This window comes from Streptomyces sp. NPDC006283, assembly GCF_040613325.1.
In the GTDB taxonomy this organism is placed as follows: domain Bacteria; phylum Actinomycetota; class Actinomycetes; order Streptomycetales; family Streptomycetaceae; genus Streptomyces.
The window spans coordinates 43,211-56,611 of sequence record NZ_JBEXRZ010000019.1 but is presented as its reverse complement, the minus strand read 5'-3'; the positions used below and the strand labels follow the sequence as shown (position 1 = coordinate 56,611).

Annotated in this window: 11 protein-coding genes; 2 read left to right on the top strand and 9 right to left on the bottom strand. The window is 71.5% G+C overall.

All coding sequences use genetic code 11. The annotated features are described in order from the left end of the window. Positions 1 to 600: 600 nt before the first annotated feature. On the bottom strand, positions 601 to 1,263 hold the full coding sequence (gene nucS, locus ABZ070_RS06975) for an endonuclease NucS (protein ID WP_356630764.1): 663 nt from the start codon (positions 1,261 to 1,263) through the stop codon (positions 601 to 603). 243 nt (positions 1,264 to 1,506) lie between these two features. Here nucS and ABZ070_RS06970 point away from each other — a divergent pair, with 243 nt between their 5' ends. Beyond that, a complete protein-coding gene (locus ABZ070_RS06970) occupies positions 1,507 to 1,899 on the top strand; it encodes an SCO5389 family protein (RefSeq protein WP_356630762.1) in 393 nt (130 codons plus the stop codon). A gap of 75 nt (positions 1,900 to 1,974) precedes the next feature. Here the strand turns inward: ABZ070_RS06970 and ABZ070_RS06965 are convergent, their stop codons facing one another. Further along, positions 1,975 to 3,006 carry an LLM class flavin-dependent oxidoreductase gene (locus ABZ070_RS06965; protein ID WP_356630760.1) on the bottom strand — a complete coding sequence of 344 codons (1,032 nt, stop codon included), beginning with the start codon at positions 3,004 to 3,006 and terminating at the stop codon, positions 1,975 to 1,977. A 214-nt stretch (positions 3,007 to 3,220) separates the two neighbouring features. Between ABZ070_RS06965 and ABZ070_RS06960 the strand changes: the two genes are divergently transcribed. After that, positions 3,221 to 3,550 (top strand): ATP/GTP-binding protein, encoded by a 330-nt coding sequence (locus ABZ070_RS06960; protein ID WP_356630758.1) that lies wholly within the window; start codon positions 3,221 to 3,223, stop codon positions 3,548 to 3,550. 8 nt (positions 3,551 to 3,558) lie between these two features. Here the strand turns inward: ABZ070_RS06960 and ABZ070_RS06955 are convergent, their stop codons facing one another. The 7 genes from ABZ070_RS06955 to mce form a co-directional block, all read right to left on the bottom strand. After that, positions 3,559 to 4,389, bottom strand: coding sequence for an ABC transporter permease (locus ABZ070_RS06955; RefSeq protein ID WP_356630756.1), 831 nt, complete (start codon positions 4,387 to 4,389; stop codon positions 3,559 to 3,561). Then, positions 4,386 to 5,540 carry an ABC transporter ATP-binding protein gene (locus ABZ070_RS06950; protein ID WP_356630754.1) on the bottom strand — a complete coding sequence of 385 codons (1,155 nt, stop codon included), beginning with the start codon at positions 5,538 to 5,540 and terminating at the stop codon, positions 4,386 to 4,388. Before ABZ070_RS06950 ends, ABZ070_RS06955 begins: the two co-directional genes overlap by 4 nt. Before the next feature lie 125 nt (positions 5,541 to 5,665). Beyond that, positions 5,666 to 6,445, bottom strand: coding sequence for an ABC transporter permease (locus ABZ070_RS06945; RefSeq protein WP_356630752.1), 780 nt, complete (start codon positions 6,443 to 6,445; stop codon positions 5,666 to 5,668). A 3-nt stretch (positions 6,446 to 6,448) separates the two neighbouring features. Further along, on the bottom strand, positions 6,449 to 7,474 hold the full coding sequence (locus ABZ070_RS06940) for an ATP-binding cassette domain-containing protein (RefSeq protein WP_356630750.1): 1,026 nt from the start codon (positions 7,472 to 7,474) through the stop codon (positions 6,449 to 6,451). A 164-nt stretch (positions 7,475 to 7,638) separates the two neighbouring features. Continuing rightward, complete coding sequence (locus tag ABZ070_RS06935; protein ID WP_356630748.1) at positions 7,639 to 8,577, bottom strand: cellulose-binding protein; 939 nt, start codon at positions 8,575 to 8,577, stop codon at positions 7,639 to 7,641. Between the two features lie 113 nt (positions 8,578 to 8,690). Then, entirely contained in the window at positions 8,691 to 12,698 is a 4,008-nt protein-coding gene (gene scy / locus ABZ070_RS06930) for a polarized growth protein Scy (protein ID WP_356630746.1), read from the bottom strand. A gap of 165 nt (positions 12,699 to 12,863) precedes the next feature. Beyond that, positions 12,864 to 13,292: a methylmalonyl-CoA epimerase gene (mce, locus tag ABZ070_RS06925; protein ID WP_356630744.1), complete on the bottom strand. Its 429-nt coding sequence runs from the start codon at positions 13,290 to 13,292 to the stop codon at positions 12,864 to 12,866. Between the last annotated feature and the right edge of the window lie 109 nt (positions 13,293 to 13,401).

The following is a 13,401-nucleotide window of genomic DNA, read 5'->3' as shown; positions in this document are numbered from 1 at the left end:
GTGCTGGGGCCGGGTCGGCGGACGGCCTCACGCGGTAGCTCCGCGTCGCGCATCCCGGCCCCGACTGGGTGTTCGCTCTGCGGGGGTGGCGGTGCTGTGAGCGCATCGGGACGGGCTTTCCGGCAGTGCGGGCCGTCCTGCCCGGGGCCGGTGGGCGGCACGTCGTTCTAGCGGAGCCACAGCACGTGCTGGGGCCGGGGCGGCGGGCGGCCTCACGCGGCCGCTTCGCGCCGCGCGTCCGCGTCCCGGGTGGCCGCCGCTGGGCGGGGCTGCGGCGTCGTGTCCCGCGGTACGTGCTGGGGCCGGGGCGGCGGACGGCCTCACGCGGTAGTTTCGCGTCGCGTATCCCGGCCCCGACTCGGTTTTCGCTGTGCGGGGGCGGCGGTGCTGTGAGCGCATCGGGACGGGCTCCGGCGGTGGGGCCGCCGCCCCCCCCCGGAGCCGGTGGGCGGCACGTCGCCCTGGCGTCCCACAGCACGTGCTGGGGCCGGGCCGACGGCGGCCCCACGCGGTAGCTCGCGTTGCGCGGGGACGTGCCTGGTCCGAGCGGGGTGTCATGGCCCCGTGGGCGGGGCGCGGCCCGGGAGGGGGCGCGTCGGGTCAGAACAGGCGGAGTTTGTCGTCCTCGATGCCGCGCATCGCGTCGTAGTCGAGGACCACGCAGCCGATGCCGCGGTCCGTCGCGAGGACGCGGGCCTGGGGCTTGATCTCCTGGGCCGCGAAGACGCCCTTCACCGGGGCCAGGTGCGGGTCGCGGTTGAGGAGGTCCAGGTAGCGGGTGAGCTGCTCCACGCCGTCGATCTCGCCGCGGCGCTTGATCTCCACCGCCACCGTCGAGCCGTCGGCGTCCCGGCAGAGGATGTCCACCGGGCCGATGGCCGTGGGGTACTCGCGGCGGATCAGGCTGTATCCCTCGCCAAGTGTCTCGATCCGGTCGGCGAGCAGCTCCTGGAGGTGCGCTTCCACGCCGTCCTTGATGAGGCCGGGGTCCACGCCGAGCTCGTGGGACGAGTCGTGGAGGATTTCCTCCATCGTAATGATCAGTTTCTCGCCCGCTTTGTTCACGACGGTCCAGACGCTGTCGTGGCCTTCCTTCAACGTGCAGGGAGGGGACATCCAGTTCAGCGGTTTGTACGCCCTGTCGTCGGCGTGGATCGACACGCTGCCGTCCGCCTTGACCAGGATCAAACGGGGGGCGGAGGGCAGGTGGGCGGTGAGCCGGCCGGCGTAGTCCACGGAGCAGCGGGCGATGACGAGACGCATGGTCGGCAACGCTACTCGACGGACGCCGCGCTGCGCGATTCGCCCCGGAAGCGCCCTTCGTTATTTGGCCGGTTGTGCTCCCAATCTCCTGGTGCGCTCAAGTCGACGCACTTACCGTGGAAGCAGGAGGTTGTCGGCCGTGCACTCTGCGTCGCCGTACAGCACTGGTACGCCGTCGTTCGGTCCCCTTCCTCCTTCCCTGCCCGTAAGGCCCCCTTTTGCGGGGCCGCGAGAGGAGAACCCATGTCGCTCGACGTCTCACCGGCGCTGTTGGAACAGGCCGAGCGAGGCGAGGTCGACGAAGCAGCTTTCGTCGACTGCGTCCGGACCTCCCTGCCCTACGCATGGGAGATGATCAGCTCTCTGGTGGCTCAGCTGAAGGTGGACGGCGGCGACTTCGCCGACAACCAGACGCCTCCGCCGGACGAGCAGGCACGTGGTCAGCTGCTGCGCGCGCTCGCGAGTGACGCGATTCGCGGGGCGCTTCAGCGGCACTTCGGAGTGCGTCTGGCATTCCAGAACTGCCACCGCGTCGCGGTGTTCCCGCTGGACTCCTCGGTCGACGAGCGGCTCGCCCGCTTCACCTCGATCCGGGGCCAGTTGCTCAATCAGTCGCCCGAACTGCGCGACTGCTGAAGCCTTCTGCTGCCGCTCCGCATCGTGGGAGGTGCAACTGATGTCGGAGCGGCGGCATCTGCAGGGATCATGGATTCAGCCGAGCAGCGGCAGCACTTCGGTGCCCAGCCGCCGTACGTTCTCCTCGGTGGCGGCCAGATCGCCCGAGCCCTCCGCGAGCAGCGCGAAACGCGTGATGCCGGTGCGCTCGGCGGTCGCCGCCAGCCTGTCCGCGGCCAGTTGCGGCGGCCCCACCGGGTGCAGGGAGCAGAGCAGCTCCGTGTACGCGACGGGGTCGCGCATGGCGCGGTGCCGCCCGTCGACCGTCACATGGGCGTCCAGCCCCTGCTTGAGCCAGCCCGGCATCGCCTTCACGAGGGTCTCCGTGGCCTCGTCGGAGCGGTCGGCGATCTGGGCGACGCCGGCGGACACGTGTCCGGCGCCGGCGACGCGGTCGGGACAGTGACCCGCGGCGATCGCGTGCGTACGCCACAGGGCGACCATGTCGGCCTTCTCGTCGTCGCCGCAGTGCATTCCCAGCAGCATCGGCAGCCCGCGCTCCGCCGCGAGACGGACGCTCTTCGGGGACGTGCACGCGACGACGACCTCCGGGCCTCCCGGCGGCCCGTCGAGCAGCTCGTCGGGCCGTGGGACGACCGGCACCTCGCGGAAGGAGAACCGCTCGCCGTCCGCGCCGACCCGGGGCTCGCGCAGCCAACGCAGCAGGAGGTCAAGGGATTCGGGGAAGCCCTGTTCGTACGCGGCGAGTCCCGCGCCGAACACCTCCAGGTCCACCCAGGGCCCGCCGCGGCCCACGCCGAGGGTGAACCGCCCGCCGGACGTGAGATGCAGCAGCGCGGCCTGCTCGCCCAGCGCCACGGGATGCGCGCTCGGCAGGACGCTCACCGCCGTGCCGACGCGGATCCGGCGGGTGCGGCCCAGCAGCAGCGCCGCGAGCGTCACCGCGGACGGGCACACCCCGTACGGCACGAAGTGGTGCTCGGCCAGCCAGACGGCGTCGAGGCCCGACGCCTCCGCGACTTCGGCGGAGCGCACCGCGCGGTGCAGTGCCTCCCCCGGCCCCTGGCCAGGGAACTGGGCTGCCAGTACGAAAGTTCCAACGCGCATCGCCTTCTGCCTCCTTGCGGCCGACGCGTCACTCCCCCTACCGGCAACAACGCCTGACACGTGCCAAAGGCACGGCCGAGCGCGAAGTTGTTGCGATTGTCCGGTAACTGGCCCTGATGCGTGACCTGGTTCGGGGCCCAGTAGGGACGAGTGCCCCGACTCGCGGCCCTTACGCTGGAAGGGAACTGTCCGCACTCGCCCCCTGAGGTGTCACGTGTCTCCGCGCCGCAACCGCCCCCGTGGCGGCGAGAAGCCGACCGAGCGAGCAGGCGACCCCGCCGACCGGTACGGCGGCTTCGGACGCAGCGAGTCCTGGCAGGGCGAAGAGTGGTCGGTGCGCCATGTGGCCGGTGCAAGTGCCGCCGGCAAGAGGTACCGCTGTCCCGGCTGCGACCAGGAGATCCCCTCCGGCATGCCGCACGTCGTGGCCTGGCCCGAGCACGGCGGCGTCGAGGACCGGCGCCACTGGCACAAGGCGTGCTGGAACGCGAAGGACCGCCGCACCTCGAAGGTGCAGCGGTCCAGGAACGCGCCCAGGTACTGAGAGCAGCCTCAGACGTCGCGGGTGGAGAGGGAGGCGAAGGCGCCTCCCATCGCGGCGGCGGTGATGCCGAGCAGGATCCACAGCGGCTCCCAGCCCGACGGGCCCGTGTCGGTCAGCCCGGTCGTGCCGTAGAACGCCAGGAGCAGGCTCGGGATCCCGTACTCCAGAAGGAACATCCGCAGGTCCTCGAGCGACTCCGAGAACATGAACATGGCCGCCACGAGCGGGAACAGCATGAGCCCGACCATGAGAGTGATCGCGCCGGCCGAGTGACGGATCAGCGTCCCCACGGCCAGGGACAGCAGTCCGAGCGTCGCCACGAACAGGCCCACGCCGACCGTCGCGCGGAACCACTCCCCGCCGGTCGCCTCCGCCGCGTCGATCATCGCGGTCTGGACTGCCGCGACCACGGCCGCCGTCAGGGTGGTGACGGCGAAGACGACGAGGAAGAAGACGATCGACTTGGCGGCGAGCACCCGGCCGCGGCTGGGGCAGGCCGTCAGCGTCGTACGGATCATGCCCGTGCCGTACTCGGACGTGATCGTGAGGACCCCCAGGGTCAGCACACAGATCGAGCCGAGCATCGTCCCGGTGAAGCCACCGGACAGGGCCGTCTCCTCGCCCATGTCCACGTCGGCCGCCGCCGTGAGCGCGGCCAGGCCCAGACCGACGCCGACCATCAGCGCGATCATGACGCCGAGCGTCCACATCGTGGAGCGCACGGACCGGATCTTCGTCCACTCGGAGGCGAGCGCGTCTCCGAGGTGCGCGCCGCGCACCGGGATCGGGGAGGCGTACGAGCCGGCCGGCGCGCCGGGGTGCTGGTAGGGGGTGCTCATCGGGCGTCCTCGGGCTTGGTCAGGTCGGCGGGGGCAGCGGCCGGGGGAGCTGCGGGGGCGGGGGCAGGGGCCGGCTGGTGGGCGGGCGTGCCGGGCGCCTGGGCCGCGTAGGGGTTCTGGCCCGGCTGGGGCGGCGGCGGGGCGTAGAAGCCCTGCTGCGGCACCTCGGGGATGTGCGGCTGCGGCGGGACGTACCCCATCGGCGGCTGCTGCATCAGACCCGACTTCTGGTCCACCGTCGAGCGGTAGTCCACGGCGCCCTGCGTCAGGCGCATGTACGCCTCCTCCAGCGATGCCTGATGCGGCGACAGCTCCCACAGCCGCACGTCCGCCTCGTGCGCGACGTCGCTGATGCGCGGCAGCGGCAGCCCGGTCACACGCAGCGCCCCGTCCGGCTCGGACAGGACCTGCCCGCCCGCCTCCGCCAGCGCGGACACGAGCTTCTCGCGCTGCTCGGGCTCGGTCTGCGGAGTGCGGACCCGTGCGAAGTCGGCCGAGTTGTGCGAGATGAAGTCCTTGACGCTCATGTCCGCCATGAGCTGGCCCCGGCCGATCACGATCAGGTGGTCGGCGGTGAGCGCCATCTCGCTCATCAGGTGCGAGGACACGAAGACCGTGCGGCCCTCGGAAGCCAGCTGCTTCATCAGGTTGCGGACCCAGAGGATGCCCTCGGGGTCGAGGCCGTTGACCGGCTCGTCGAAGAGCAGCACCTGAGGGTCGCCGAGCAGCGCCGCGGCGATGCCGAGCCGCTGGCCCATACCGAGCGAGAAGCCCTTCGAGCGCTTCCTCGCCACGTCCTGCAGACCCACGACGCCGAGGACCTCGTCGACCCGCCGGGCCGGGATGCCGGAGAGCTGCGCCAGGGACAGCAGGTGGTTGCGGGCGGTCCGGCCGCCGTGCACCGCCTTGGCGTCCAGCAGCGCGCCGACCTGGCGGGGCGCGTTCGGCAGCTGCCGGAACGGGCGCCCGCCGATCGTGACCTGGCCGGCCGTCGGCCGGTCCAGGCCGAGGATCATGCGCATGGTGGTGGACTTGCCGGCGCCGTTGGGGCCGAGGAAACCGGTGACGGCTCCGGGCCGCACCTGGAAGGAAAGGTTGTACACGGCCGTCTTGGCGCCGTAGCGCTTCGTCAGGCCGACTGCCTCGATCATTCTCCAGCCCCATCGACTTTCGGGTCGTCGGGGCACAGGCAGTGCAGCCGTACGCCCCCGTAAGTGCTAGGAGGATAACCGGGCCCTTATGGTTCCGGCCAAGCGGTGACAACCGGGGACCGAAATCAGGCGTCGCGCTTCTTCAGCACCAGATAGCCGCCCAGGAGCGCCGCGACCACCCACAGCAGCATGATGCCGAGACCGCCCCACGGCCCGTACGGGGACTCGCCGCTGTTCATGGCGTTGGGAACGACCTGCATGATCTTCGCGCCGGCCTGGTCCGGGAAGTAGCGCGCGACGTCCTTCGCGCCCGGAACCGCGGAGAGGATCTGTGAGACCAGGAAGAAGAACGGCATCAGGATGCCGAGCGACAGCATCGAACTGCGCAGCATCGCGGCCACGCCCATCGAGAAGATCCCGATGAGGCCCATGTAGAGCCCGCCGCCGACCACGGCCCGCAGGACGTTCTCCTCGCCGATCGTCGTGCCGTGCTCGCCGAGCAGCGCCTGGCCGAGGAAGAAGGTGAGGAAGCTGGTCGCCATCCCGACCAGCAGCGCCAGCAGCCCCGCCACCGCGATCTTGCTGAAGAGGAAGGTCGCGCGCTGCGGCACCGCGGCGAGGGAGGTGCGGATCATGCCGGAGCTGTACTCGGTGCCGACGACGAGCACACCGAAGACCACCATCGCCAGCTGCCCGAGCACCATCCCGGAGAAGCTGATGAGCGTCGGGTCGAAGGTCAGCCGCTCGGCGTCGGGCAGATCGCCGAACGTCGCGTTCATCAGCGCGCACAGCCCGGCGCTCATCGCGACCGTCACGGCGAGCGCGCTGATCAGGGTCCAGCGCGTCGAGGAGACCGTACGGATCTTGGTCCACTCGGACCGGAGGACGGCGGGTACGGATGCCATCGGTCAGGCTCCCTTGTCGCGCGGGGCCCACTGCGGGGCGTCGTGGCCGGACTGCGGGGCGCCCACGCCGGACGGCGGGGCGCCGGCGCCGGACGGTTGGTCCAAAGGCGGCGCGGCTTGGTCCGTGGAGTGCGCGTGGTACTCCACGGCGCCCGCGGTCATCTGCATGAACGCCTCCTCGAGCGAGGCGCGTTGGGAGCTGAGCTCGTGCAGCACGATCCGGTGCTCCGCGGCCAGCTCGCCGAGCTGCTCCGTGGTCGCGCCGTCGACCTCCAGAGTGCCGTTGCCGCTCTCCACGGCCGTCATGCCCGCCCCGTGCAGCACGTCACGCAGCTCTTCCCGCTGGGGCGAACGCAGCCGCACGTAACTGCGGGAGTTCTGCTGGATGAAATCGGCCATCGAGGTGTCGGCCAGCAGCTTCCCCTGGCCGATCACGATCAGGTGATCGGCGGTCAGAGCCATTTCGCTCATCAGATGCGAGGAGACGAAGATCGTTCTGCCCTGTTGGGCGAGGGACTTCATCAGATTGCGGATCCAGTGAATTCCCTCGGGGTCCAGACCATTGACGGGTTCGTCGAACATAAGGATCTCCGGATCACCGAGCAGCGCCGATGCGATTCCCAGTCGCTGACCCATGCCCATCGAGAAACCCTTGGACTTCTTCCTCGCCACCGCCGTCAGCCCCACCACGTCGAGGACTTCGGCGACGCGGCGCTCCGGGATGCGGTTCGCCTGGGCGAGGCAGAGCAGGTTGTTGTACGCGCTGCGGCCCCCGTGCATCGCCTTGGCGTCCAGCAGCGCGCCGATGTACTTCAGCGGCTCGTCCAGGTCGCGGTAGTGCCTGCCGTCGATTCTGACCGTGCCACTGGTGGGGTTGTCGAGATCGAGCATCATCCGCATCGTCGTCGACTTGCCCGCCCCGTTGGGGCCGAGGAAACCGGTCACCACACCAGGGCGGACCTTGAAGGAGAGATGGTCGACGGCGACCTTGCTGCCGAAGTGTTTGGTGAGACCCTCGAGCTCGATCATGCGTTCACGCTACGGGCGGCCGGAGGCGTCCGCCACCGGGTTGGCCGAAGGAAAGGTGTCGGTTCCGCATCGGGCCGGCACCCGGGCGCCGGCAGGGTGACAACGCACCGGTGCCCGGCGCCTGAACGGCACCGGGCACCTGTGGACTGCTGTCCGAGGAGGCGTCAGCGGGACTGCTGGGCCGGGACTCCGCGGGAGATCGGCTCGTCGTCGGCGGGCGTGCCCGCCGCGGCCACGGCGGCACCGGTCAGCGTCGCCAGCATCTCGCGGACGTTGGTCAGCTGGGCATTGATCGAGTCGCGGCGGTTGGTGAGCGCCGCCAGCTCGCGCTCCGATTCGCTGCGGATGCGGTCGGCCTTCGCGTTCGCGTCGGCGACGATGTCCTCCGCCTGGCGCTGCGCGGTCTCCACCGTCTGACGGGCACGGCGCTCCGCGTCCGTACGCAGCTTCTCGGCCTCGAGGCGCAGCTGCTCGGCGCGGTGCTCGATCTCCGCCAGGCGCTTCTCCGCCTTCGCCTGACGGGAAGCCAGGTCCCGCTCCGACTGCTCGCGGCGCTTGGCCAGGTTGGTCTCGAAGTCCGCGGCGGCCTGGGCGGCCTTGGCGCGGGTCTCCTCGAAGAGGGCGTCCGCCTCCTCGCGCTTGGACTGCGCGTCCTTCTGCGCCTCGCTGCGCAGCGTCTGGGCGTCGCCCTTGGCCTTCTCGACGATACGGACGCCCTCGTCCTCGGCCTTGGCCTTGCGCTCGGCGGCGAACGACTCGGCGTCGTTGCGGACCTGCTGGGCGGCGGACTCGGCGAGCTCACGGTGCTGCTCGGCCGCGCGACGGGCCTCCTCGCGCAGGTCCTTGGCCTCCTCCTCGGCGAGACGGAGGATCTTCTCGACACGCGCACCCAGACCGGCGTACGACGGCTCCGCGTCGTTGACCTGGGCCTGGGCGTTCTGCGTCTCGAGGTGGAGCTCCTCGATGCGCTTTTCCAGAGCAGTGATTCGGGCCAGAGCACTATCACGGTCGGCGACGAGCTTGGTAATGCGGTCATCCACCTGACCGCGGTCGTAACCACGCCGCACGAGCTCGAAGCCGAAGGGGGAGGAAGTGTCGCTCATGGGGTTCCTGTCAATGAGACCGGTGAGGTGTTAGAGGGAATCCTAGGGGCCGAAGCGGCGTGTCATCGAGCGGATGCCCGTTTGATCTGGAGAATGTCCAGCCTTTTGAGTGGCTAGCCGTCGGAGGACTTGCCACTCGAACGTGTAACACCTGCTGTCGCCCCGGCCTTGACGCCCCCGGTGGAGCCGTTATTGCCGGCGTTCTTCCCTCCGGACGGTGCCTCGAATGACTCCAACGCCTCGAGTACGTCCTGGACACGGGAAATCTCCGCCTGGATGTCCTCGCGCCTGCGCACCAGCACATCGAGCTCCCGCTTGCCCTCGTCGACCGTGCGCCCGGCTTCCTGGTCGGCCTCCGCCTTCGCGCGCTCCCCCTCGCGGATCAGCTCGGCCTTCTTCTGCTCGGCCTCCTTCAGGAGACCCTCCGCCTTCTTCACGGCGGCGATCCTGACCTTGCTCGCCTCCGAATTGGCCTCGGACAGCAGTTCCTTGGCCTTCGCCGCTGCCTCCGCCTGCTGCTCCTCCGCCGCCTTGACCAGGTTGTCGACCCGCTCGCCGGCGGTCTTCATCTGCTCAGCCGTCTCCCGGCGCGCCCGTTCGTGGAGCTCCTCGACCTCGCTCTCGACCCGGGCCCGCAGCTCCTCGCCGCGCTCCCTTATGGCCGTCGCGTCCCGGCGCGCACCGACGAGCAGCTCGTCGGCATCCGTACGCGCCTTCTCCACCAGCGAGTTGCCCTCGACCGTGGCCTCCGTGACGAGGCGCTCCGCCTCCTTGCGGGCGGCACCCACCATCGTGTCCGCCTGTGCCTCGGCCTCGGTGGCGGCGCGCAGGGCTTCCTCCTGGGCCTTGGCGACGAGCTGGTCGGCCTGCTCCGCGGCGTCCGCGCGGCGCTTGGAGGCCGCCTCGCGCGCCTCGTCGAGCAGCCGGTCGGCCTCCGCACGGGCCTCCGCCCGCATCTGCTCGGCCGCCGCCTCGGTCTCCGCACGGTGCCGCTCGGCCTCCGCCCGGATGCGCTCGGCCGCCTGCTGGGCGGAGCCCACCGTCTCCGCGGCTTCGGCACGCAGCCGTTCGGCGTCGCTGTTCGCCTCCGCCGCGATCTGCTCGGCCTCGCTCGTCGCCTCGCCGATCAACTGGTCGGCCTGGGCCGCCGCGTCGGCACGCCGCTTGTCCGCGGCCTCGCGCGCCTCGTCCAGCACCTGCTCGCGGTCGGCGCGTACGGCCGCCCGCATCTGCTCGATCTCGGCCTCGCCGTCCACCTTGATCTGCTCGGCCTCTGTGAGCAGCCGCGTCGCGTCGGCGTCGGCCGATGCGCGGAGCGCGGCCGCCTCGGTGCGCAGCCGCTCGCTCTCGCTCGTGGCCTCGCCGATCAGCAGGTCTGCCTGCGCGGCTGCCTCGGAACGGATGCGGTTGGCGTCGTCGCGCGCCTCGGCGCGGGTCCGTGAGGCGTCCTGCTCGGCGGAGGCGACGGCGTCCGACGCCTCGGTGCGCATCCGCTGCACGTACTCGGCGGTGTCCGTCCGCAGCCGGTCCGCCTCGCCGATCGCCTCGGCGACGGTCCGCTCGGCGAGCGTCTGTGCGGCTTCCGTCTCCTCCTGGGCCCTGGCCCGCAGCCGGCCGGCGTCCTCCGCGGCCCGCTCCCGTTCCGCGTACGCGTCGGCGCGGACCCGGTCCGCCTCATCCTGCGCCTCGGTCCTGGTGCGCTCCGCCGAGTGCTCAGCGGCGCTGCGCAGCCCGGCGATCTCCTGCTCGGCCAGCTCCTGCAGCCCCGCGACGGAGTCCCGGACCTGCTGGGCGGTCTGCTCGGCGGTGGAAACCATCTCGGTCGCACGGCGGTCGGCCTCCTCGACCAGCCGCTGCGCCTCCGTCTGCGCCTCCCCGACCCGCTTGCGGGCCGACGCGAGGAGCTCCTCGCTCTGCTCACGCGCCCGCTCGCGCTCCTGGTCGGCCTCGGAGCGCGCGGAGTCGAGGGTCTCCTCCGCCTCCCGGCGACGGCGGGCCGCCTCCTCCTGCGCGGCGGCCAGCGCCTCCGCCGCCTCCGCACCCACGCGTTCCGCCGCGGCGGTCGCCTCGGCCCGCACCCGGTCGGCGGTCTCCTGGGCCTCGGTCTTGAGCCGCTCGGCCTCCGTGGCCGCGTCGCTGTGCAGCCGTACGGCGAGGGACTCCGCCTCCGCGCGCGTCACCGACGCGTCGGAGGCGGCCTCGGTACGCAGCCGGTCCGCTTCCTGCTCGGCCTGCTCCTGGAGTGCGCGCAGCCGCTCGGCGGCCTCGCCGCGCAGCCGCTCGGTCTCCTCCGCCGCCTCGCGACGGATCCGCTCGCCCTCCGCACGGGCCTCGGCCAGACCCTCCTCCGCCGTGGTGAGGCGGGTCTCCGCCTCGGTGTGAAGACGGGTCAGCTCGTCCGCGGCCTCGGCCTGGCGTGCCGCTATGCCGCGCTCGGTCTCCTCACGGAGTTCGGCCGCGGCCGCCTCGGCAGCCGCCCGAACACTCTCGGCCTGCTCCTCGGCCTCCACGCGCAGCCGGTCGGCCTCCGCGCGGGTGCGCTCCAGCGTCTCCTCGGCCTGCTTGCGCAGGGTCGTGGCGCGCTCTATGGCCTCCGTGCGGACCTTCTCGCTGTCGGCGGTGGCCTTCGCCCGCAGCTCGTCGGCGTCGGTGCGAGCCTTGGTGAGCAGCTCCTCCGCGGTGCGGGCCGCTTCCTCGATCTGCTGGACGGCCTCGCGGCGCGCCTCGCCGCGGATCCGCTCGCCCTCGGCGACCGCCTCCGCGCGCAACTGCTCGGCTTCGCCGCGCAGCCGGCGCGCCTCCTCCTGCAGTTCGACCGTCTTGGCGCGGTACTCCTTGGTGTCGTCCTTGGCCGCGCCCTTGAGCTGGTCGGCCTGCTCGGCGGCCTCGCCGCGCAGCCGGTCCGCCTCGGCCTCGGCCTCGCGCCTGATCCGCTCGGCCTCCTCGCTCGCCGCCCGTGTGGTGGCCTTGGCGTCCTCCGACGCCTTGGTCAGCACCTCCTCGGCGGTACGGGCGGCCTTCGCGAGCGCCGCCGCCGAGTCCTCCGCGGCGGCCGTCCGCGCCTTTTCCGTGGCGGCCTCGACGAGCTTCTCCGCCTCGGCGCGGGCGTCCGCGAGCGCCTGCTCGGCCTCCGTCTTGAGCGTCTCGGACTCCTTGGTCGCCTCCGCGACCAGCCGCGCGATCTCCGCCTTGGCCGTACGGGTGCGCTGCTCGTTGACCGACTCGGCCGACGACAGCTGCTTGGCGGCCGACTCCTTCGCCTCGGTGAGCAGCTTCTCCGACTCCGAGCGGGCCTCGCGCAGCTTCTCCTCGGCCTCCTGCATCCGCTGCTGGGCGGCACGGCTGAGCTCCGCGGCCTGCTGGCGGGCCTGGTCGGACTCGGCGGAGGTGGAGGAACGCAGCCGCTCCGCGTGGGTGGTGGCCTCCTGCGCCTGGTTGGAGGCGGCGTTCAGCAGCCGCTCGGCGTCCTTGCGGGCGCGCAGCAGGATCGCCTCGGCCTCGGCGCGTGCGGTCTCCGCCTCGCTGCCGAGCCGCCTGCGGGCCTCCTCGGCGATGCGGGCGGCCTCCGCGCGGGCGGCGCCAAGGGACTGCTCGGCCTCGGCGCGGGACTCGTCCAGCAGCCGCTGGGCCTGCGACTCGGTACGGGCACGCAGCTGCTCGGCCCAGGCGACGTTCTCGTTGACGTGCGACTCGACGGTCTGGCGGCGCTCCGCGAGCTCCTGGTCGAGGCGCTGCCTGCGCTGGACGGCTTCCGCGTGCAGCTCGGCCTGGAGCCTGGCCTGGTGCTCCGCGTGCTCCTGAAGGATGCGCTGCGTCTGCGCCCGGGCCTCGCGCAGCTCGCGCTCGGCGTCCTGGCGCAGCTGGTCCGCCTGGATCTGGGCGTTACGGAGCAGCTGCTCGGCCTGGTAGCCGATGTCGGCGCTGTCGTAGGCAGGACGGGAGGCGAGATTGCGGCGTGCCTCGTGCAGCTTGGCGCGCAACACCTCGACCTGGTAACCGAGGTCCTCGGCGTGCTGGACGGCCTTCTCCCGCGCTGTCTTCAGCCGATCCATCTCGGCCTCGAAGCGCGAAAGGTGGTCGTCGTCAGCTCGGTGGCTCTCCTGGCGTTCGTAGCCCCGCACTGCGCGGTCCCATCCGTCCCCTGGTCGCAACTGTCTCCAAACGAGCCCGTTCGCCGGCGAACGGCCCCCCGGGGAATGGTGACAGATCAACGACGGAGACGCGGCACGGCCCCGACCCGGCCCCGGCCCGGAACGGCCCACTCTACCGGGCCGGGAATCCTCGGGTCAGTGGTCCGTTGCAGAGGTGACGAGTTCGGTGAGAACGCCGTGGCAGTCCTTGGGGTGCAGGAAGGTGATACGAGAGCCCATCGAACCGATACGCGGCTCGTCGTACAGGACGCGGACGCCCTTGTCGCGGATGTCCTGCGCGTCCGCGTCCACGTCGGCGGTGCCGAAGGCGATGTGGTGGACGCCCTCACCGTTCTTGGCCAGCCACTTTCCCACCGCGGAGTCCTCGCGGGTGGGCTCGAGGAGCTGGAGGTAGGAGGCGCCGCCGTCGGACGTCTCATTGATCTTGAGCATGGCTTCCCGGACGCCCTGCTCCTCGTTGACCTCGGAGTGGAACACCTCGAAGCCGTACGTGGCCCGGTAGAACTCGACAGTCTTGTCGAGGTCGAAGCAGGCGATTCCGATGTGGTCGATTCGCGTCAGCATTCGACCAGTGCAGCGCCTGAAGGATGGTTACGCAACGTGCGCGCGATCACACCGGTCGGCCGGTGACCCGGAGCCGTACCGCTCAGTACATTTGAGTAAACCCTCGTTC